General features: G+C 51.6%; 5 protein-coding genes, 2 tRNA genes and 3 rRNA genes. All 10 read right to left on the minus strand.

Going from position 1 to position 20565, the window contains the following annotated elements; all coding sequences use genetic code 11:
* Positions 1-788: 788 nt before the first annotated feature.
* Positions 789-905 (minus strand): 5S ribosomal RNA (gene rrf, locus PHH49_01200).
* A 60-nt stretch (positions 906-965) separates the two neighbouring features.
* Positions 966-3943: ribosomal RNA gene (locus tag PHH49_01205) — 23S ribosomal RNA — on the minus strand.
* A 177-nt stretch (positions 3944-4120) separates the two neighbouring features.
* Positions 4121-4196: transfer RNA gene (locus PHH49_01210), tRNA-Ala, on the minus strand.
* Between the two features lie 15 nt (positions 4197-4211).
* Positions 4212-4288: transfer RNA gene (locus tag PHH49_01215), tRNA-Ile, on the minus strand.
* 159 nt (positions 4289-4447) lie between these two features.
* A 16S ribosomal RNA gene (locus PHH49_01220) occupies positions 4448-6009 on the minus strand.
* Together the 16S, 23S and 5S rRNA genes with 2 tRNA genes alongside form the textbook arrangement of a ribosomal RNA operon.
* A 478-nt stretch (positions 6010-6487) precedes the next feature.
* Positions 6488-7678 (minus strand): tyrosine--tRNA ligase, encoded by a 1191-nt coding sequence (tyrS, locus tag PHH49_01225; protein MDD5487564.1) that lies wholly within the window; start codon positions 7676-7678, stop codon positions 6488-6490.
* A gap of 652 nt (positions 7679-8330) precedes the next feature.
* On the minus strand, positions 8331-10565 hold the full coding sequence (manA, locus tag PHH49_01230) for a mannose-6-phosphate isomerase, class I (GenBank protein MDD5487565.1): 2235 nt from the start codon (positions 10563-10565) through the stop codon (positions 8331-8333).
* A gap of 243 nt (positions 10566-10808) precedes the next feature.
* Positions 10809-18014, minus strand: coding sequence for an ATP-binding protein (locus PHH49_01235; protein ID MDD5487566.1), 7206 nt, complete (start codon positions 18012-18014; stop codon positions 10809-10811).
* A 162-nt stretch (positions 18015-18176) separates the two neighbouring features.
* Positions 18177-18707: a nitroreductase family protein gene (locus PHH49_01240; GenBank protein ID MDD5487567.1), complete on the minus strand. Its 531-nt coding sequence runs from the start codon at positions 18705-18707 to the stop codon at positions 18177-18179.
* An 81-nt stretch (positions 18708-18788) separates the two neighbouring features.
* Complete coding sequence (rpsA, locus tag PHH49_01245; GenBank protein ID MDD5487568.1) at positions 18789-20531, minus strand: 30S ribosomal protein S1; 1743 nt, start codon at positions 20529-20531, stop codon at positions 18789-18791.
* Positions 20532-20565 lie beyond the last annotated feature (34 nt).

Below are 20565 nucleotides of genomic sequence, written 5' to 3' on the forward strand. Positions count from 1 at the left end.
AGATATACCCGCCAGGGTCAGGCATAGGTTCTAGATATAACCCGAAGGGTACAGTTTTAAGATTAAAATCAGTGACAGCTTTAGCTTTGAAAACAAAAACGGTTTTACCTTATACCTAAGCTCTTCATATAAGGCATAGGTTCTAGATATAACCCTTTAGGGCGACCGAAGACGCAATGTCTGAGGAAGTGTCGCGAAGTCCTCTGAGCGACCTTCTGAGGATGACCGAGAACGCAATGGTGAGTGACCGAAGGGCCACCGAGCCCGAGGAAATCCTGGGAGTAGAGACGACTAGGGGAAATGTCGCGAGCGCCGTCGAGCGACCGGGTACCTATCATCGCACCGTTCTACTCCTACAGCATAAGCTCTAGATATACCCGCCAGGGTTAAGGCATAAGCTCTTTACATGGCCCGAAGTGGCCTTTTGAGGACGGATAAGCATCGTCAGATAAACCAACCTTGCCGATACTCTGTATATCTTGGTGCTACATATTGGAGTGAATGTATAAAATGGCGGACAGATGTGTCGTGCGCGAGTTTGTCCCAGACGCGAAGCGTCCGGGACGTGTCTGAGCGGCAGACACATTTGCCGCCATAAACAAAAAAGCCCCAGCTTTTGTTAAGCCAGGGCTTTTATTAATTACTTCACCGCGACAGTTTCGCTTATTGTCAGCGCGAAACAGCTGCGTAAATACGACCAGACGATTTATGTTCACTCCGTTCCATAAAACGTGGTCTTAACAAAAAAGCCCCAGCTTTTGTTAAGCCAGGGCTTTTTTGATATTTAATTGGAGCACCGTTCTACTCTCCCGTACCGTTGCCAGTAAAGTACCATCGACCACGAGGGGCTTAACTTCCGTATTCGGTATGGGAACGGGTGGAACCCCCTCTGCATGGGCACTCCAAAACTCTTAAAGAGCAAAGCATTAACATATTTAACAGAAGTATCTAAAGACCGAAAAATTAAGGTCAAGCCGATCGACAGATTAGTACTCCTAAGCTAAAGCCCTTACGGACTGTACACTTGGAGCCTATCAACCTCGTAGTCTACAAGGTGTCTGATAGGGATATCCATTCTTGGGGGGAGCTTGGCGCTTAGATGCTTTCAGCACTTATCCTTTCCGAACGTAGCTACCCAGCTAATACCGTTGGCACGATAACTGGAACACCAGAGGTTCGTCAATCCCGGTCCTCTCGTACTAGGGATTGATCCCCGCAAATATCCTACGCCCATGGCAGATAGAGACCGAACTGTCTCGCGACGTTCTGAACCCAGCTCACGTACCACTTTAACCGGCGAACAGCCGGACCCTTGGGACCTTCTCCAGCCCCAGGATGTGATGAGCCGACATCGAGGTGCCAAACCTCATCGTCGATATGAACTCTTGGATGAGATAAGCCTGTTATCCCCGGAGTACCTTTTATCCGTTGAGCGACGGCCCTTCCACACAGAACCGCCGGATCACTAAGTCCTACTTTCGTACCTGATCGACTTGTAGGTCTCACAGTTAAGCTTCCTTATGCCTTTACACTCGATGCGCGATTGCCGACCGCGCTGAGGAAACCTTTGAACTCCTCCGTTACTCTTCGGGAGGAAACCGCCCCAGTCAAACTGCCCGGCTGGCACTGTCTCCACTATCGATTCAGACAGTAAGGTTAGAATTCTAAAACAACAAGGGTGGTATTTCACCGTTGACTCCACAGAAGCTGACGCTCCCACTTCAAAGTCTCCCACCTATCCTACACATGCAATTTCAAAACCCAATACCAGCGTACAGTAAAGGTTCCGGGGTCTTGTCGTCCCGCCACGGGTAACCGGTATCTTCACCGATTCTCCAATTTCACCGAACCCCTCATTGAGACAGCGCCCAAATCGTTACACCATTCGTGCGGGTCGGAACTTACCCGACAAGGAATTTCGCTACCTTAGGACCGTTATAGTTACGGCCGCCGTTTACTGGGGCTTGGAACCGCAGCTCATAGTCCGAAGACTAATCACCGAAGTTTTTAACCTTCCAGCACCGGGCAGGTGTCACTCCCTATACGTCCTCTTACGAGTTTGCAGAGAGATGTGTTTTTGCTAAACAGTCGCTTGGGCCTCTTTAATGTTACCCCCTCACGCTAGACAGTAAATGTTTTCACGCTAATGGGGCACCCCTTCTTCCGAAGTTACGGGGCCATTTTGCCGAGTTCCTTAACGAGGGTTATTTCGAGCGCCTAACCATATTCTGGCCGTCTACCTGTGTCGGATTGCGGTACGGGCACCTAAGATACTGGTCCAGAAGCTTTTCTCGGTAACATAGCCTCGATCAGTTCGCTCGCTCCGTAGATTGAGCTCCCATTAACATCTGACCCCGAAGGGCTGCTTGCTTAGACGCGTACAACCAATCACGCGCTGACCTAGCTTTTTACGTCATTCTGAACTCGTAACGTTCTTAGGTGGTTCCGGAATATTTAACCGGATGTCCATCGTCTACGCCTTTCGGCCTCGACTTAGGCCCGACTAACCCTGAGTGGATTAACCTTCCTCAGGAAACCTTAGACTCACGGCGAATCCGTTTCTCGCGGATTTTTTCGCTACTCATACCGGCATAATCACTTCCATTTCGTCCAGATGTCCTTACGGTCATCCTTCAACCTACAATGGAACGCTCCTCTACCAAACCAGCTCTCCGAAGAGAACTGATTTCCATAGCTTCGGTAATATGCTTGAGCCCCGATCATTTTCGGCGCAGAGTCACAATTGACCAGTGAGCTGTTACGCTTTCTTTAAATGATGGCTGCTTCTAAGCCAACATCCTGGTTGTCTACGCAACTCCACTTCCTTAACCACTTAGCATATATTTGGGGACCTTAGCTGATGGGCTGGGCTGTTTCCCTTTTGAGCATGGAGCTTATCCCCCACACTCTGACTCCTGTAACAAGGTACGGTGGTATTCGGAGTTGGATTGGGTTCAGTAAGCTGGTAAGCCCCCTAGCCCATTCAGTACTCTACCCCCACCGCCTTCTATTACAAGGCTAGCCCTAAAGCTATTTCGAGGAGAACCAGCTATCTCCAAGTTTGATTAGCCTTTCACTCCGATCCACAGCTCATCCAATCACTTTTCAACGTAAATTGGTTCGGACCTTCGCTCAGTTTTACCCGAGCTTCATCCTGGCCATGGATAGATCACTTGGTTTCGGGTCTACTCCATTCAACTTAATCGCCCTGTTCAGACTCGCTCTCGCTACGGCTTCCCCCGTATAGGGGTTAACCTTGCTGAATAGAAGTAACTCGCCGGTTCATTAATCAAAAGGCACGCAGTCAGACATTCCCTGACTAAATCAGGGCATAGTCCTCCTACCGCTTGTAGGCATACGATTTCAGGTACTATTTCACTCCCCTCACCGGGGTTCTTTTCAACTTTCATTCACATTACTTGTCCACTATCGGTCACGAAGTAGTATTTAGCCTTGCCAGGTGGTCCTGGCAGATTCCCACAGGGTTTCCCGTGTCCCGTGGTACTTGGGAGAAAGCTCCAGCCGACTCATGATATTTTGCCTACAGGACTATCACCCCCTATGGTTGACCTTTCCAGGTCATTCGACTATATCATGAGCAGAAGCCGACCGGTTGGCACACCAGTCCGAGCTCTTCCCGCTACACCCCGCAGATAACGCGTGCCGCTATTACATCAGCAGGGTTTAGGCTGATCCCGTTTCGCTCGCCGCTACTCAGGGAATCCCTTAATTGGTTTCTCTTCCTTTTGCTACTTAGATGGTTCAGTTCACAAAGTTCGCCTCCCTTTCGGGATAACCAGACATTACTCTGGTCGGGTTCCCCCATTCGGAAATCTCCGGATCAAAGCCTGTTTGCGGCTCCCCGAAGCATATCGCTGCTTACCACGTCCTTCATCGCCTCTCCGTGCCAAGTCATCCACCGTACGCCCTTAGTAGCTTGACCACTAAAAGTATAATAAACTTTTGTGGTGCACTCTAATTGTTTATCGGTTTTAGATACCTCTGTTAAATATGTCAAAGAACATTTGATCGGTTTTTATGCGGCCGTGTTTATCGGCTACGGCCTAAAAAGCGATCTAAAAAATCTGCTGTTCGGCAGCTTGAAACTGCCGTCTCAAACTGGTGGAGATGAGGGGACTCGAACCCCTGACATCCTGCTTGCAAAGCAGGCGCTCTTCCAGCTGAGCTACATCCCCTGTCATCGTGGGGTATGGTGGGCCCATCTGGGATCGAACCAGAGACCTCCGCGTTATCAGCACGGCGCTCTAACCAACTGAGCTACGGGCCCAGGCAGTTAACCCGAGGGCTGAAACCTGTTTCGGTCCCTGCCTCATTTCCACGAACAAATATATTAATCAAATAGCCGAAAACATGTGGATCAATTTTTAACTGTGTGTTTGTCTTAATTTTACCCAGACACCGTAGTGTCAGGGTCCTTTCTCCTTAGAAAGGAGGTGATCCAGACGCACCTTCCGGTACGACTACCTTGTTATGACTTAGTCCTCCTCACCAAGCACACCTTCGACGTCGCCCCCCTTACGGATAGGCTAACGGCTTCGGGTGCACTCAATTCAGGTGACTTGACAGGCGGTGTGTACAAGACCCGGGAACGTATTCACCGCAGCAAGGCTGATCTGCGGTTACTAGCGATTCCAACTTCACGGAGGCGAATTGCAGCCTCCGATCCGAACTGGGGCCGGCTTTTTGAGATTAGCTCCACCTCGCGGTCTAGCAACTCATTGTACCGACCATTGTAGCACGTGTGTAGCCCTAGGCGTAAGGGCCATACGGACTTGACGTCATCTCCTCCTTCCTCCAGTTGAACACTGGCAGTCTCCCTAGAGTGCATTCCGGCGAACCGGAATTTGCAACAAGGGACGATGGTTGCGCTCGTTGCGGGACTTAACCCAACATCTCACGACACGAGCTGACGACAGCCATGCAGCACCTGCATAGGTTCTTGATTGAAACAAGTCGTCCCCCTTTCAGGTTCCTACTTCCTACATGTCAAGCCTAGGTAAGGTTCCTCGCGTAGCATCGAATTAAACCACATGCTCCACCGCTTGTGCGGGTCCCCGTCAATTCCTTTGAGTTTTAGCCTTGCGACCGTAGTCCCCAGGTGGAGCACTTAACGCGTTAGCTACGACACAGACCCTTTCGAGCCTGCACCTAGTGCTCATCGTTTACAGCTAGGACTACCAGGGTATCTAATCCTGTTTGCTCCCCTAGCTTTCTCATTTCAGCGTCAGTATCGAGCCAGTAAGCCGCCTTCGCTAATGGTGTTCTTCCAGATATCTACAGATTTCACCCTTACTTCTGGAATTCCGCTTACCTCTCTCGTACTCAATCCTAACAGTATCGAATGCAGTTCCTTGGTTGAGCCAAGGGATTTCACACCCGACTTATTAGGACGCCTACATGACCTTTACACCCAGTGAATCCGAACAACGCTTGCCACCTCCGTATTACCGCGGCTGCTGGCACGGAGTTAGCCGTGGCTTCCTTTGCTGGTACCGTCAGACAGTACAGGTGTTAACTGTACTGCTTTCATCCCAGCCGACAGAGCTTTACAACCCGAAGGCCTTAATCACTCACGCGGCGTCGCATTGTCACCCTTGCGGGCATTGCAAAAGATTCTCGACTGCAGCCTCCCGTAGGAGTCTGGGCAGTGTCTCAGTCCCAGTGTGGCTGACCATCCTCTCAGACCAGCTACCCGTCTTCGCCTTGGTGAGCCGTTACCTCACCAACAAGCTGATAGGACGCGGGCTTATCTAAGGGCGACAGGTCCATTTTCAGGATCCCCGCCTTTAACCTCGTTCCCTTTGGGAACGTGGTCTCATCCGGTATTAGCCTGCCTTTCGGCAGGTTATTCCGAACCCGAAGGAAAATTACCCACGCATTACTCACCCGTTTGCCACTATCCCCCTATTGCTAGAGGGATCGTTCGACTTGCATGCCTAAACCACGCCGCCAGCGTTCGTTCTGAGCCAGGATCAAACTCTCCAGTTTAAACTTCGTTGACCCACATGTTTTCGACTATCGATTTTCAAAGAACAGTATCCAAATAAAAAAGCACCAGAATCTGATGCCTTTTTAGGTGAATCAAATTAATATACAGACCTAATGTCTGCCTAGGTATCAAGTATACCAGATTTCCCTGATACTTACAATACCTGTATCAGCTCTTACCTCAGGACCGTATATTTCAAAGAATGTCTTAACGACGTAGATGACATTCTACATGAATAGGAAAAAATGTCAACGTTTTTTTTAAGTTTTTTTTGATCCCCTAGAACCCTTGCCAAATAAGGCTTGTAGAGCATATTTAAAATCACGTTGCGGCGGCTGATATATTTTTTCGGGATATCTCCGCCCTTTTTCATTACATCCCGGACGTTTTCGTGCCCTTTCAAAATACTATTATATTATATGGCTTTCAAGCTGGATAGAGTTCGGCTGACCGGGACGGATAGAAAAGGGTACACGCTTACTTGCCGATAAGCTTCATGAACCTGCGCTTACCAAGCTTTAGTATTTTACCTATCTTGTTGTCCAGATTGATGTTATATGCGATATCAGTTATCTTGTCACCGTCCAGGGAGACGGCACCTTCCTCTATCTTGCGTCTGGCCTCGCTCTTGGAGATCTTGAAACAGTTACTTACAGCATCACAAATTATTATATCAGAACCACTTATGACTGTTTCTTCTATGTTGTCCGGTAGTTCCTTTTTAGCGAACACGGTCTCGAAATGCGTCCTCGCTCCTTCGGCCTTATCCTGGCCCCAGTACTCCGTTATTATGCTTACCGCCAGGTCGGATTTAGCCTTTTTGGGGTGGAGCTCGCCCTTTTCCACCCTGCCTTTTACTTCCATAACATCAATATCCGTAAGGAGTTCGTAGTATTTCCACATAAGCTCGTCGGATATGCTCATAAGCTTGCCGAACATCTCTTCCGGCGCCTCGTCTATGCCTACGTAATTGTTAAGGGACTTGGACATCTTGTCCCCGCCATACAGCCCTTCAAGTATAGGCATGGTAAGTATGACCTGGGGTTCCTGCCCAAAGTTGCGCTGAAGGTCCCTCCCGACCAGAAGGTTGAACTTCTGGTCAGTGCCCCCGAGCTCCACATCTGCCTTCATATGCACCGAATCATACCCCTGGAGAAGCGGGTAAAGGAACTCTATGATACTTATAGGCTCGCGGGCAGCGTATCTTTTGGAGAAGTCATCCCGCTCCAGCATACGGGCCACGGTATACCTCGAGGCCAGGTCGAACATGCCCGCGGCTCCCAGCTTGGAACACCATTCGGAGTTGAACACGACCTTGGTCTTTTCCTTGTCGAGTATCTTGAATATCTGTTTTTTATATGTCTTGGCGTTCTCTTTTACCTCTTCCTCGGTAAGCTGTTTACGCGTCTTGGACTTGCCTGAAGGGTCGCCGATGCGGCCGGTAAAATCTCCTATAAGGAAATGCACGTCATGACCGAGTTCCTGGAAATGTTTGAGCTTGCGGAGAAGAACGGTGTGCCCGAGATGAAGATCGGGCGCCGAAGGATCGAATCCCGCCTTTATTACGAGCGGTTTTCCGCGAGAGAGCTTCTCCTTGAGTTCACCCGGCTCGATGACCTCGTCGGCTCCTCTTTTAATTATATTAAGCTGTTCTTGTGCGGGTAACATAGTGCGGCTATTGTAGCATACGGGAAATCCGGGGTCAAGGTCGGAGGCGGGCTGCCGATAAAGCTCGGGACAGGTTACTGTAGAAGTATAAAACCGGGTATAAACCAGTCCCTCGTTTTTAAGGGGACAGACCCCCAGGAGCAGCAAAAAGTCCGGAAGGGGTCAGTCCCCATACTTATATTTTTCCGAAACTGCGAGGCCTATCCGTCCTTACAATAACTCTTCGAGTTATAAACCACTATGCATTGCCTGATAAAGCTCGGGACAGGTTACTGTAGAAGTATAAAACCGGGTATAAACCAGTCCCTCGTTTTTAAGGGGACAGACCCCCAGGAGCAGCAAAAAGTCCGGAAGGGGTCAGTCCCCATACTTCTAAAACCGTTCCGGGCTGGGGACAGATAAAAGATAACTCCGGGGACAGGTTAAGCGGGAGTTTGTACCAGGTACAAGCAACCGAAGGGTCTGCTGGCATAAGTTCTAGATATAACCCGTCAGGGTTATTGTGAGGACGGTTACGCTTCGCAGATAAGATGCCTTGCCGATTCTTAATTAGAAAAACATGATGACCGGATGTGCCGCACACGAGTTTGCCGATAGGCTTGTCCGAGTGATAGGCACATCCGGCATCAAATAATTTCCAGGCATTTATGTTTTACGCGTAGATCCAAAATTCCCTTATCATCGAGAAATCCCTTACAAGTTCGTTCACAAGGCTTATCGCCCTTATCTCCGAAAGGAAATATCCTACCCTTTCGCGTACCGCCTGGATAGGCGTATTCTCGTCCTCTGTCACGGCAAGGGCGTTCACGAAATCCTCCACGTCGATATCGACCCCGGTGAAAGTGCCTTCCAGCAGGCGTCCCAGAAGGTCCTTAAGCGTCCTACTGTCCTGCTGTCCCTCGTCTATCACACGCGCGATAAGCGCTATCATGAGCATACGCGACTGGTATGTGGTCTTGTAGTCATCACTGATGAACGTCGACGGCATGTTCATGCGCACAAGCCTGACATCCCGCAAAAGGGCCGCGTTCTCATCGGTATTGACAAGTGAATCTACCGCGGCCGCAAGTTCAGTGTCCGCCACGATAATTCGTTTCACTCCTTTTTCCCCGGACGCAAGTTCTGCTACGAGGTCTTCCGCCCTCACCCTTACTACCTCTATCTTGCCGTCATGTTTTTGCTGGGCCGCCGCTATGGTCTTCTTAACGTCGCCCGTAAGCACCACCGACTGCGGAAGCACTACCCTGAGCTTATCCGACGTTACATTATCCACCGCGGTCCATACCGCCCTCTTATCCTCGACGCTTAGCGCTTTTTCCTCCGTCCCCCTTTTATCCCCGGCTTCCGTGATCGTGCTCTGCGGTATGCTCGCCTTGTAAAGTTTCGCGGTATTAGTGACCGGCCTTATTGTATAGCGCCCGCTTGAAGCGGGCATCAGGAATGTTTCGCCCTGTTCAGCTATAAGCATGAACCCGTTCGCGTCATGGACCTCCACCCTGCCGTCAAGCACTATGAGGGCGTCGGCTGAGTGTTCGAGCCGGCTTGAGAATATCCTTTCCATATTCACGTCTATTACACTTAACTCGAACTCCGGCGCGGGCGTTTCGTATACGCGTTCCGCCCTCGCCCTTTCCCGGGGCGTCAATATACGCGGCTCGCCCGAATTGAAAGTAAGCGTCTTCAGAAGCTCCGGGACATCCACATGTTTCGGGGTAAGCCCTCCGCGAAGCACGTTATCGGAATTGGCCATGAGTTCCATACCCATGCCTTCGTCCTCCGACGCGGGATCGAGTTTTCCCAGGTACGCGTGAAGCTCTCCCGCCGATAAGTACATGGCCTCGCCCGGTTCCAGCCTCACGAGGTTCAATAGGTACGTCGACAGTACCCCCATGTCGTCCGGGTACAGGTCATTGAGCCTGAGCGTCCAGAGTTCCCGCCGGAGGTCTATCTCCTTGCCCTGCTCCCTGGCCGCGGCAAATATGGTATCGATATCGTCCACGACCCGTGTTCCGAGTTCATGGGAAAGCCGCGTACGGCTCACACCCACGACGTGCCTGACGACGTCGGCTATCTCTCCCTGGGCGTCCGCGGCGGCTTCCACGTTATCGCCGGCCTCGGCTTTTTTGAGTGCCGCCACCTTACCCATTATGGCCGAATAGAAATCCCTGAGCGCGGCCCTTACGGCATCCTCGTTACTTCCGGCATCACGGACCGCCGTCTTAAAGCGTCCAAGATCAACGGATAACGCGGGCACTCCCAGCGCCTCAAAATCGTCCATGATATCACCGGCCGGCCTGAATCCGTTAAGGGCCCAGAACCTCGTCACCGCGCATATGATCTCGGGCTTATGGTTGTCGTCCTTGTAGTTCGGGCCCTGGCCGTTCTCCCTTGCCCAGCCCTCTTCCGCCTGCTGTTTGTTGGGATGCGCCTGTATGGAAAGCGCGGTAGACGCCGTAAGCACCTTGAAGAGATACGGCAGGCGCGAGTGGAATATCCTAGCGGCCTCTTCACCCAATATCTCGTCCGCGGCGCCGCCAATAAGCTCATAGAGGTTGGTCTCTATCTCGTGCACGTTCGCCCTGGCCGGAGCTTTGGGATGCGCGCCTATCCAGAGTTCCGCGTAAGGTTTCCCTTCGGTATTGTCCACGCGTATGAGGGCCGGAATGAACTTCGGGTCCCCCCAGGCATAATCCATCACTTCGCAATGTATCTTAAGAGGTACAGGCCGGTCAATATACGATCTTACTGCCGGCGACCCGCTACGGGCCTGTTCGCGAGCATCCAGATGTGCGTCCCACTCGTACCTATCCTCTACACGGCTGACCGCGCCGGCTATCGGGTTCTCTCCATTTCGTTCCAGATAAAAATATGCCGCGGCACCCTGCATGGTACCCCGTGTGTGCGTCGGTCCGGGAAGATCGCTTCCTGAAGTGTCCGGCGGAGCCAAAGCCGATGATCGTGTACTGACAAGCAACATCGCCATTAACAAAAGAAAGATCGTCTTCTTTGTCATATCTTCTCCCGGGTTAAATAATACGGATGTGATGTAAGTTTGTATTAAACTAACATACGTTATGTAAAATTGATTATACTATAAAAAGCTAGAAAATTAAAGGAAAATTAACAGGAGTTAAGCTGCCTTTAGAGCCATAAGTTCGCCAAGATATTCATCATACATTGCCCTGATATCTTCCGCTATGGTCCTAACCGGGTCCAGTATAATGAGCCATCCCTGGGCATCTTTATTATTTTTCATGGCGATCGCGTTCTTAATAGCTTCGGACATGGAATACAGACCGGCCTCACTGCCGATAACCACTACGGGAGATTTCAGCACCCATGAGATGGACGCCAGATTCTCCACTACGTCCTTACTGCTTAGGGGCCCTCTTATGACGGCCAGCACATCACCGGCACCAAGGATACCTGCGTAGTCTTTAAGCGATTTAAGCTGTGATATTGCTGTGTCCATGTTCTTGTTCCTTCGCTCAAGATCGTCTTTCGTGACCGTTTTTATCCTGAATACCGGGAAACCAGCCCGGGATATGAGTTTTCGCAGTATATCCGCGCTCGAGGTGTCTTCTTCCACGTAAAGAATGATCCTCCCTCCCGAGAGAAGATCGTGTTTCACCACAAGCTCACGCACCGTCGCGTCAAGGTCCGGGACCGCAACGTGACGCAATATGTCATCCGCGTAAAGAACAATACTTTTAGGGTTTTTCGACACAGTGGCCACAACACCATCTGCCTCGGCTATTCTGCTCTTATATCCCGCATGCGCGGCATTCAATAGCGCTCCGGCACTTGAAACGAACTTATCGAACAGAGATATGGCCGTGCTTTCCCTCTCCAGGACAGGAGCATTTTCATCTTCGCCTTTTTCAAGCGTCTCGCGTACAGACCGGAAAGCTTCCCTGACCATCCTATCCGCGTCGGGCACGCCCGCGAAAAGGTCTTTCTTTAGTTCCCTTATGGCATTCTCGCCTTTCCGGCCGAGATCCGGATGTTCCGCCTGGAACACGGCGGCATTAATAACCGTGTCGGCCATGCTTGCGGCCTCGAGCATGGAGTTTCCGCAAAGAACAAATTTCTCCATAAGAACGCGCCGCGCGCGAAAGAACGGGACCTCTTTCTCCTGCACATCAAAAATGATCCTTATTACCGCGCCTCTATCCAGCGTCTCTTTAAGCCCTTTCGGCATAAAGGAATAAAGCATCTCAGCCGGCATTTCTATCAACATGTGCTCGTTTTCCAAGAACATACGTATTCCCGCCTCTATTTCTTCCGGGTCCATGCCTCCGCTCGCATGCCCGAACGTGCCTGGATCGTCCATGTACGGCGCACCTGAACCGTTATCCACATCCGACTGTATCCCGTCCTCCGGCCCGGAGAACACGGGGTCATCGATATGTGCCGCCCCCAGGCTCTGGAAGCCTCCATCTCCCGCTCCCGCAGGCCTTTCTCGCACGACCACGGAAACTATCGCTCCCGGGCCATCAACACGATTACGTACGTCCAGTTCCCAACCAATGCCGCGGAATATCCTCGCCAGATCCAGCAGGCCATGTCCCCTATCATTCGAACCCGTAATGGAAAAACGTTCCTGGCCTACCTTACCCAGCTCCTCGGCGCTGAACCCGGTACCATTATCCATGACCTCTATCCATAACGCCCCGTCCCTTTCCACGGCACGTATACGTATCTCGCCTTCCTGGCCGGACCAGATCTCCATCCTCTTGGCCACGGAGATAATGGCGTTACTTATCACCTCTTCCAGGAAAAGCCCCAGGACACCGTTCTTCTTATCTCCCGGTGAAGCTTTTAACGCTGTCCTCATCGTATCTTGTCCGATATGTCCCGCGTCGCGAAGATCGGATATCATTTCCAGGGCCGAATCGTACACCCTCCTGTAAACGCCGCTGTAATAATGATCGTCCAGAGAGAACCGTGTCTCAGGGCACTCATAGAGAATTTTCCCGGAGGCATCGTCCTCTGCCGGGTATAACGTGAGGATATCCTCGTCCTCCTCTTCGTAAAAATAGTTCTCAGCAAGCTCCCCTACGGTCCGGGGCGTGGACATGAACACCTGGCCCTCTTCAAGATAAGCGATAGTATGCGGGCAAAGCGGCTGGTCCGCGGGTATCCCGTTCTCCACAAGGAATCTCGCGAGCTTTATATAGTTATTCCTGTACCGGTTCTTTTCCCAATGCTCTATTTCCCTGAAATCCTCCGTTACCCTGAGAAGCATATGCAATGTACCGGGTTCGATCATGCGGGCACATATGATCCCCGGACGTTTTCGCGGATAAAGTATCTTCTCATGGAGTCCATTCCCGGCACCCATGCCCAGTTCCAGGACATCGTCATAAAGCAAAGCGTTGAAGATGCCCCGGTCCTCCATTATTTTCTTTATAGCCTCCCGCGCTTCAGCCCGATTCGAGACTTTACCGTTAAGCATTATTTTTTCCACACCGCTGGCCATGTCCTCGTCCGGGTCTTTCGCTTCCCGCCTGGAATACGTAATGGCCCGATAAACGGCCAGGGACGGGTCTATCTCCTTATTCCCCCGCGGAGACACGATTACTCCGCCAGGAAGTTCCACTTCCTTTTCTTTACCTACATATACTTTTACCAGCTCAACGTCCCAATCTATTCCCGCCTCGATCAGCATGTCCTGTGTTATCAAGAACATGCTCCTGTCATTCCCCGGGTCTTTCTCCGTTCCCACGGAATCAGCCACAAGGACGACCTTCGTAAGCCCCAAGAGCTTTATCGCGCGCACGGCGGCCGCGCCTTTGGACATGGCCGTGATATCCACGGCGCGGGCCGAAGCCGAAGCCTCAATCTTTCCTAAAAGCCGGCCCTGCCCCTGCAACGTCCCGATCTTCTCCCTGACCTGGGCGGCTATCTCATACCTGAACCCGTTAAGCCGCTCATCCATACGCCCGGTATAGAGCGTCACGCCTTTTTCCCCGGCATCTATGATCAGGGACGTACCTACATCTTCGGGAAGACCATGTGTCCTTATTACGTTCCACATGGCTTCCACGACAGTATCCCTGATAAGTTCCTGGTCATCTTTTGTGCCGATGTGCGAGGACCTATACCCATCCAGGGCCCGCATATCGCCGCTGCGATCTATCTGGACCGCGGCGGCGCCGGAATTGGTCATGAAAATATAAGGATTACCTTCCCCGGACATCTTCCCCATCCGGGTACTTTTCCCGCAATATGTCGCAAGGGAACGGAATGACCGTCCCGTTAGCGTCACTCCCCGGACCCCTGAATCAAGCATGGCATTTTTCGTCGATATCATGATATCGCTCAGGCCATCCCCGTGATGGGCGTCAACCCCGTCGAGATCCGAGATCACCCCGTCGACACCGGAAAACGCCTCGCGGTTCTTTGCTACGAACGCGTCTATCCTGTCCAATCTTTTACCCTCCAGGTAGTTCTCAGGGAACTTCGGGAAATGCAAACAAGCGAAAAGTATATCCGTGGGAGAGAGATCGTTGAACTTCCCCGACGAGATCATTTCCTCCCTTTTCCTCCGGACAGCTCCCAGGAATCCCCTCGGATCAGCGCTGTGCCTGACACACGCGAATAATATGTCCGCGGCCGGGATATCCCTGAATGCGTCGACCAGACGGGCTTTCTCGGCCAAGACCCATTTAAGGAACGTACGAGGCCTCAAGGGGTTCGAGGTACAAGCCGCCATGACGACCCAATCAGGGAGCTCGTCGAACTCCCCGATAAGCTCCGAGACCTCTTCCGCCGTATAAAAATGCGTCAGGAGCCTTTCCTGCATGTCGCTCGTTATGCCCAGGCCGTCATATCCATCCAGCATCTCCATCACCGTACCCGCGAAATGGCCGGCGTTAAAAGACTTCAGGCCACTTATGGCCGCCACATCAGTCGGGGTTATTATGGAACGCGCGGACAGGCTTTCCAGCGAACGGGTATCGTACCTTATAAGCGCCGACATAGCTATTCCCGCCAGCTTTACCGCCTTATCCCGCGGCATGTCCGCATCCCGGGCCATCATTTCCTCTACGAGCTTATCGGACATCGTCCTGAGATAATCCGATTCCTTGTCCGAGAACTGTCCGCGTTTCTTGAACCGCGTGACCTCGGCAACGTCACCCATGCCTTTCATCCATTCCGGTTCAAGCATGCCGTTTATCCTGGTCGCCAGGTCGGGGTACCTTCTTTTAAGCTCGCTCAGGTATGACGGACTCACGCCGGCAAGTTCCGCTATGCGCTTGTTATCTAGGCCATCCTCCCCCACGCTTATAATATCAAGCGCGGCCATGACCTTTACATACTGCCCGGATGCCGGCTCAAGCCCACGGGAGACATCTATCAGGAGCGCTATGTCCGGATTACGTTCGATACGGTTATAGACCGTGCGTTTCGAGACCCCCGACTCACGTCCTACACCGTTCACCGTGACCCTGCGTCCTTCCGACATCATGGTCTTGACGGTCATGATGATCTTCCTGTCGGAAGCGTTCATTCTTTCCATGTCCTCAAAGCATACGCCCAGACGTGCGTCCGCCCAGGCGTGCATGATATCGTCTTCTGATGGCGATGCCTTATTGAGCCCCGGGTTCCTCGCGAGGAACTCCTCCACGTCGATATCTCGGAACCGTTCCGCGAGATAATACCCGTCGGTACCGTTACCCAGCAATATCCCGGCGGTCTTAAGCGCCCTTAACTCGTTATCCACCGAGCTCTCGGAATTGTTCCCGCCTCTCGGCGTCGTTACCCCGTCCAGTATCTCCTTGCGCGTTCTCTTATCGGGGGCGAATACTCCCGCACCCGCGAGCTCCCGTAAAAGCGTCGCGGGAGAGCCTTTAGCGATGGCAAAAGGCCCTGATACTCCCGGCGAGGGATCGTATGACCAGGGGGCGTAGGGAGACCCAGTCTCATCGAACAGGTCAGGGGTTATCGCCTCGGACGGGCCACCCTCATCGTCACCCTTTTCGTCATCATCCTCACCCCGGTCCGTCCTGATAATGATACCATCCAGCGAATTAGCGAGCGTATTGTGATCATAATCCTCCAGGAACACTACTTTGCCCATAATATCCGCGACAGCGGGATCAGTGGTCTCAAAAGCGGTACTAACGCCCGCGAGGAACCTTGAGTAGAATTCTGCCAGGTTATTCACGCTGAACACCTGGTCCGTGCCAAGTGACTCCTCGGTCATTTCAAGGACCGCCGCCACCACATCCTCCCCCAGCGCATGCAGAAGCTCTGAGACAAGGGTATAATCGGCATTCCCATCCGAAGAGCTTAAGCGTTGTTTGGACACTTCGAATTTATCGGTCAATAGTATTATCTTGTTCCTTCTATCCTCACTAAGAACGTTATTTATCCTGGAAACTTTGCGATCCATGGCCAGTTCCAAAATACCGCTGTCCGACACATTATCATAAAGAACGAACGTCACGAGCCCCAAAAGAGGCGCAAGCATATCCCGTATGACCTCGGCGCCCTCAACATCCTCCTCACCTTCGAGAGAGAACGACCAGTTAAGTCGCCGGCCGAACTCACGCGCCGTTATCCTGCCGCGCAGAAGATCGTCCAATGTCCCCTCAGCGCCTTGCGGCAGCGGCACCGCCACGTGCGTCACGCCGGACACCTCCACCAACCCCACTACGTCTACCACAAGCTTATGCATATCATTCGAGTTAGAATGGTCCCCTACGCACACTACTCTTTTACCGTGATCAAAGAACTTTGCCAGAAGGTCCCGTGGCGCGATGTATTTACCCCGGGAAGAAAGATGGTCGTTCATACGTTCCATATCCTCGTCACTCAGCATAGAGCCCTGGTTGGCACGGGACGCCGCTATGTTCCTCAAGGTCTCGATCATGCTCTGCGCCTGCACACTATCATGCGATCTTTCCACCTTTTCGTCGATCGATCTTTCTTCCCAAGGAGCATTTTGCCGGATCTCTTCTATTACCGCCTCGGATATCCGGGGATAAATGAACATTATCATCCCCAATTCCCTGTCCGTGAGGTTGAATATACTTATCTGGCCGAGGAAGAACGCCAGTTTGCGCGCATGCTCGCGTACGATCAGGTTATCCGAACGCATAGCCGCATTCAGGTCCTTGATGAAGACAGGATCCCCGGTAAGAACGCTTAGCGCAAAAGCCCGTTGCGGACCATTTTCCATCGGGTATTTGAACGCAAGGTCCGTGATAAAACTTATCGCGGAAAAAGCCACTTCCCTTTCCCCTGAGGCGACGGCGCGTTTTATGTTCCCGAGCAGCCTGTCATCCATCCGAGTCACGCCGCCATTATCGTAATAAAGTAGCAGTCCGTATATCGCGCGGCTCCGGCAAATGGATGGGCTCATGGGATCACCCGTCACTTTTATAAGCTCATCCCTGACAGCTTCACTGGTACCACCGTCCCACTTGGCGAGCAATTCGATACAGGCCGCCTTAAGTCTTTTCTCATCCGATGTCCTGTATACATCAAATATCTTTTCCAGGACCTTGTTGCCGGCCCCGCCAAGTCGCTCCCATGAAAGGTTATGGTCGACCTCTTGTATCGTGGCTATTTTCTCCAGGAGGTCCCCATCATCGAGCCTCCTGAAATAGTACGGCAATTGCGGCCAATCAGCCCCAGGCTCTCCCGCGGCCTGGTAGAACGTGATGCCATTGGCGATCTCGGCCCGTATCCTTATCTCCCGGAGATATTGGTCCCAGAACACTCCCGTAAAATAGCTGTGTTTATTCGCGTCTATGACCTTTTCGAGGGAATTGATAAGCTCTTTCTCGGTGGGCTTCATTTCCGTTCTTTTCATCACACCACCGCGCTCAAGAAGTATAAGCTCGAAAACGCGGGCTACCACATGGTTCAGATAACGTTCCCTTGAAAAACCCGCACGGTGTGCGGGAAAGTATTTAGCGACGTTCGCAGGCGTTGGTGGTACATACTTGAACACGAGTTCCTTTATCCCGGAATACCTGTTCCGGTCCTTACGCGCCAGTACCTGCATCAGGGATTCTATTTCTTCGTGGATAAGCGCCCGTAAAAGTCCCAGTTCATCACCCTCCAGATCCGCGGAAACAAGTACTTTGCCGTGTGAAAGTAATATGGCCTGGGAAGCGTTCGCTTCAAGGAGGGCTCTTTTCTCGTCATCATCCGCGTATACCACACGCGTATGCTCGAGCGCCATACTAAGCATATCGCGCCTGACGGATACACGTTGCGCGCCTGACCAGACGGAAATACCATAGGCCGTTCCGCCTGGCAGAACGCCAGTCAGCGTAAATACGAACGTCAGGAATGTAGCGGTTATTTTGCGAAACATTATATGATATTAATAGGATCTTGTTAACTTTCTATTACCCTAAAAGAGGAAGATTATAACATTATATTTCCCGTTAAGTCAATATAAATCTAACTATCTCGGGCATAAAAAAACAGCCGTTAGGCTGTCTTTTTATAAAACGTTCATATTAAAGATGTTACATTATGTACCGTATCTGTTGAACCAGGCTCTTTCCCCGAACGGTCTTTTCTCACTGCGTGGCCCTTCGGTCTCGGGCACCCCAATGGGAAGCAAGATGCGGACAACCTTACTTTCAGGCACATCTAAAAGGGCCCCTATCCTTTCCGCCCGTTCATCCCGCCTGAGCCAGCCATCGATCCAGACACTCGCGTACCCCAGCGAGGTAATAGCAAGTAACATGCACATAACAGCGGCCGCCAGGTCCTCTACCTGAAAAGAATGACCTTCATATACCGCGGGAGGTTCCCTGTCGACCATACATACTATCATGGCCTTCGCGTCATGCATGGCCTTTATCTGGTGCATTTCCCCTATTTTCCCCAGAAGCTCCGGGTCATCAACTATGACGAACTCCGAGGTCTGGGCGTTCTTCCCCGACGGCGCGGCAAGCCCGGCCTTAACTATTTTCTCAAGAGCCGCGCGGGGGACCGGCTCGTCCCGGAACCCGTCACGGTAACAATATCTCGAGCTTATCGCGTCAAAAAGATCCATATCGTTACCCCTTTCCATACCCGACAAAAAAAAAAGGACGGCCCGCCGGGCCGTCCTTTTCATATTACGATCAACGGTATACTATTGCTCCGTCTTTTCCTCAGCCTGCGGAGCGGCTTCTTCCGTTGTTTCGGGAGAAACTTCTTCCGCTGGAACCGCCTCTTCGGCCTTTTCAGATACCGGCTCGGCGGTCGCTTGCGCTGTTTCCTGGACGGGAGCCGCCTGTTGTTCAAGCCCCTTTGAACTCAAGGCTATCTTCTTCTGCACGCCGTCTATGTGTATGACCTTCACGTTGACGGGATCGCCCACCTTGTAGATACTTTCCATACGCTGGTTGGGTCCCAGGTCTATCTCTGACACATGCAAAAGACCCTCAAGCTCGTCCTCGAGCTCTACGAATATACCGAAATTCGTTATGTTGGTTATCCGACCATCACAAACGGTATCGGGTTTGTACTTCTTGACTATCTGGTCCCACGGGTCTTCCGTGAGCTGTTTTACTCCCAGGGCTATACGCCTGTTCTGCTCGTCCACGTTGAGTATGATAGCTTCTATCTCATCGCCCTTCTTCATCTTCTCTTTCGGATGTGTTATCCTCTTTGTCCATGAAAGGTCGGAAACATGCACAAGGCCTTCCACGCCTTTTTCCATTTCCACGAACGCGCCATAATCCGTTACCGCGCTTATGGTGCCTTTTACCTTGTCTCCGGCGTTATAACGTCCCTCGACCCCTTCCCACGGGTCTTTCTCAAGCTGCTTAATGCCCAGGGAAAGTTTCTGGTTATCCTTGTCGACACTGAGTATCATGGCCTGCACCTGGTCACCGACCTGGAACTTCTCACTGGGATGATTGAACTTCTTCGACCAGGAAAATTCAGATATATGGATAAGCCCTTCTATACCTTTTTCCAGCTCGACGAAAACCCCGTAAGGCATGATGTTAACTACCCGGCCGTTGATAACACTGCCTTCCGGGTACTTATCGGTTATGCTCTCCCATGGGTTCGGTGTCCTCTGCTTGAGACCAAGCGATACCTTCACGCTTTCTTTGTCGAAATCTAGCACCTTGACCTCAATGTCGCTGCCAATAGAGACAACGTCACTCGGATGGTTTATACGGCCCCAGCTCATATCCGTTATGTGCAAAAGACCCGTTATACCACCGCCGATATCGATGAAGGCTCCGAAATCGGTTATGTTCCGCACGATACCCTTCACGACGTCGCCCTTGTTGAGACCCTCGAGTATGGCTATCTTCTCGTCGCGGCGCTTTTCCTCGACAAGCTCCTTCCTCGAAAGCACTATGTTCTTCCTGGGTATGTTTATCTTGACTATCTTGAACTCCAGCTTTTTGCCCAGGATATTATCCGGGCCGCCGAACTCCTGCATCATAGAAAGACTAGCGGGCAAGAACGCCCCCATGCCTATATCGACCATGAACCCGCCCCTGACCTTACGGGACACTTTACCGGTGACGATATCGCCTTCTTTCTTGTTCTGCACTATATTATCCCACGTCTTGAGACGTTTGGCTTTTTCGTGAGAAAGTACGACCATACCAAGCTCGTTCTCTTTCGACTCGAGCATGACATCAATAGGACCGCCGACCTTAAGCTCCTCAGGATCGGATATCTCCGATTTCATCACGATACCTTCGGACTTATAGCCTACATCGACCAACACCTCCTTTTCACCAATATGGACGATAGTACCTTTAAGGATCTCTCCTTCCCGTATGTCAGATATGCTCTGCTCATACAGGGCCGCCAGTTCCTGGTCCATTGCAAGAACCTCGCCATTCGCTTCTTCTCTTTCGATCTTCATCACTTGACCAACTCCTTTTCCATAGATTTTTGAG

The sequence above is a fragment of the Candidatus Omnitrophota bacterium genome (genome assembly GCA_028715965.1).
Taxonomy (GTDB): Bacteria; Omnitrophota; Gorgyraeia; order Tantalellales; family Tantalellaceae; genus JAQUQS01.

Coding starts and splice junctions, on each gene's coding strand:
- tyrS (MDD5487564.1), bottom strand. CDS start 7,678: ATGTTACCCGCACAAGAACAGCTTAATATAATTAAAAGAGGAGCCGAC.
- manA (MDD5487565.1), bottom strand. CDS start 10,565: ATGCAGGGTGCCGCGGCATATTTTTATCTGGAACGAAATGGAGAGAAC.
- PHH49_01235 (MDD5487566.1), bottom strand. CDS start 18,014: ATGTTTCGCAAAATAACCGCTACATTCCTGACGTTCGTATTTACGCTG.
- PHH49_01240 (MDD5487567.1), bottom strand. CDS start 18,707: ATGGATCTTTTTGACGCGATAAGCTCGAGATATTGTTACCGTGACGGG.
- rpsA (MDD5487568.1), bottom strand. CDS start 20,531: ATGAAGATCGAAAGAGAAGAAGCGAATGGCGAGGTTCTTGCAATGGAC.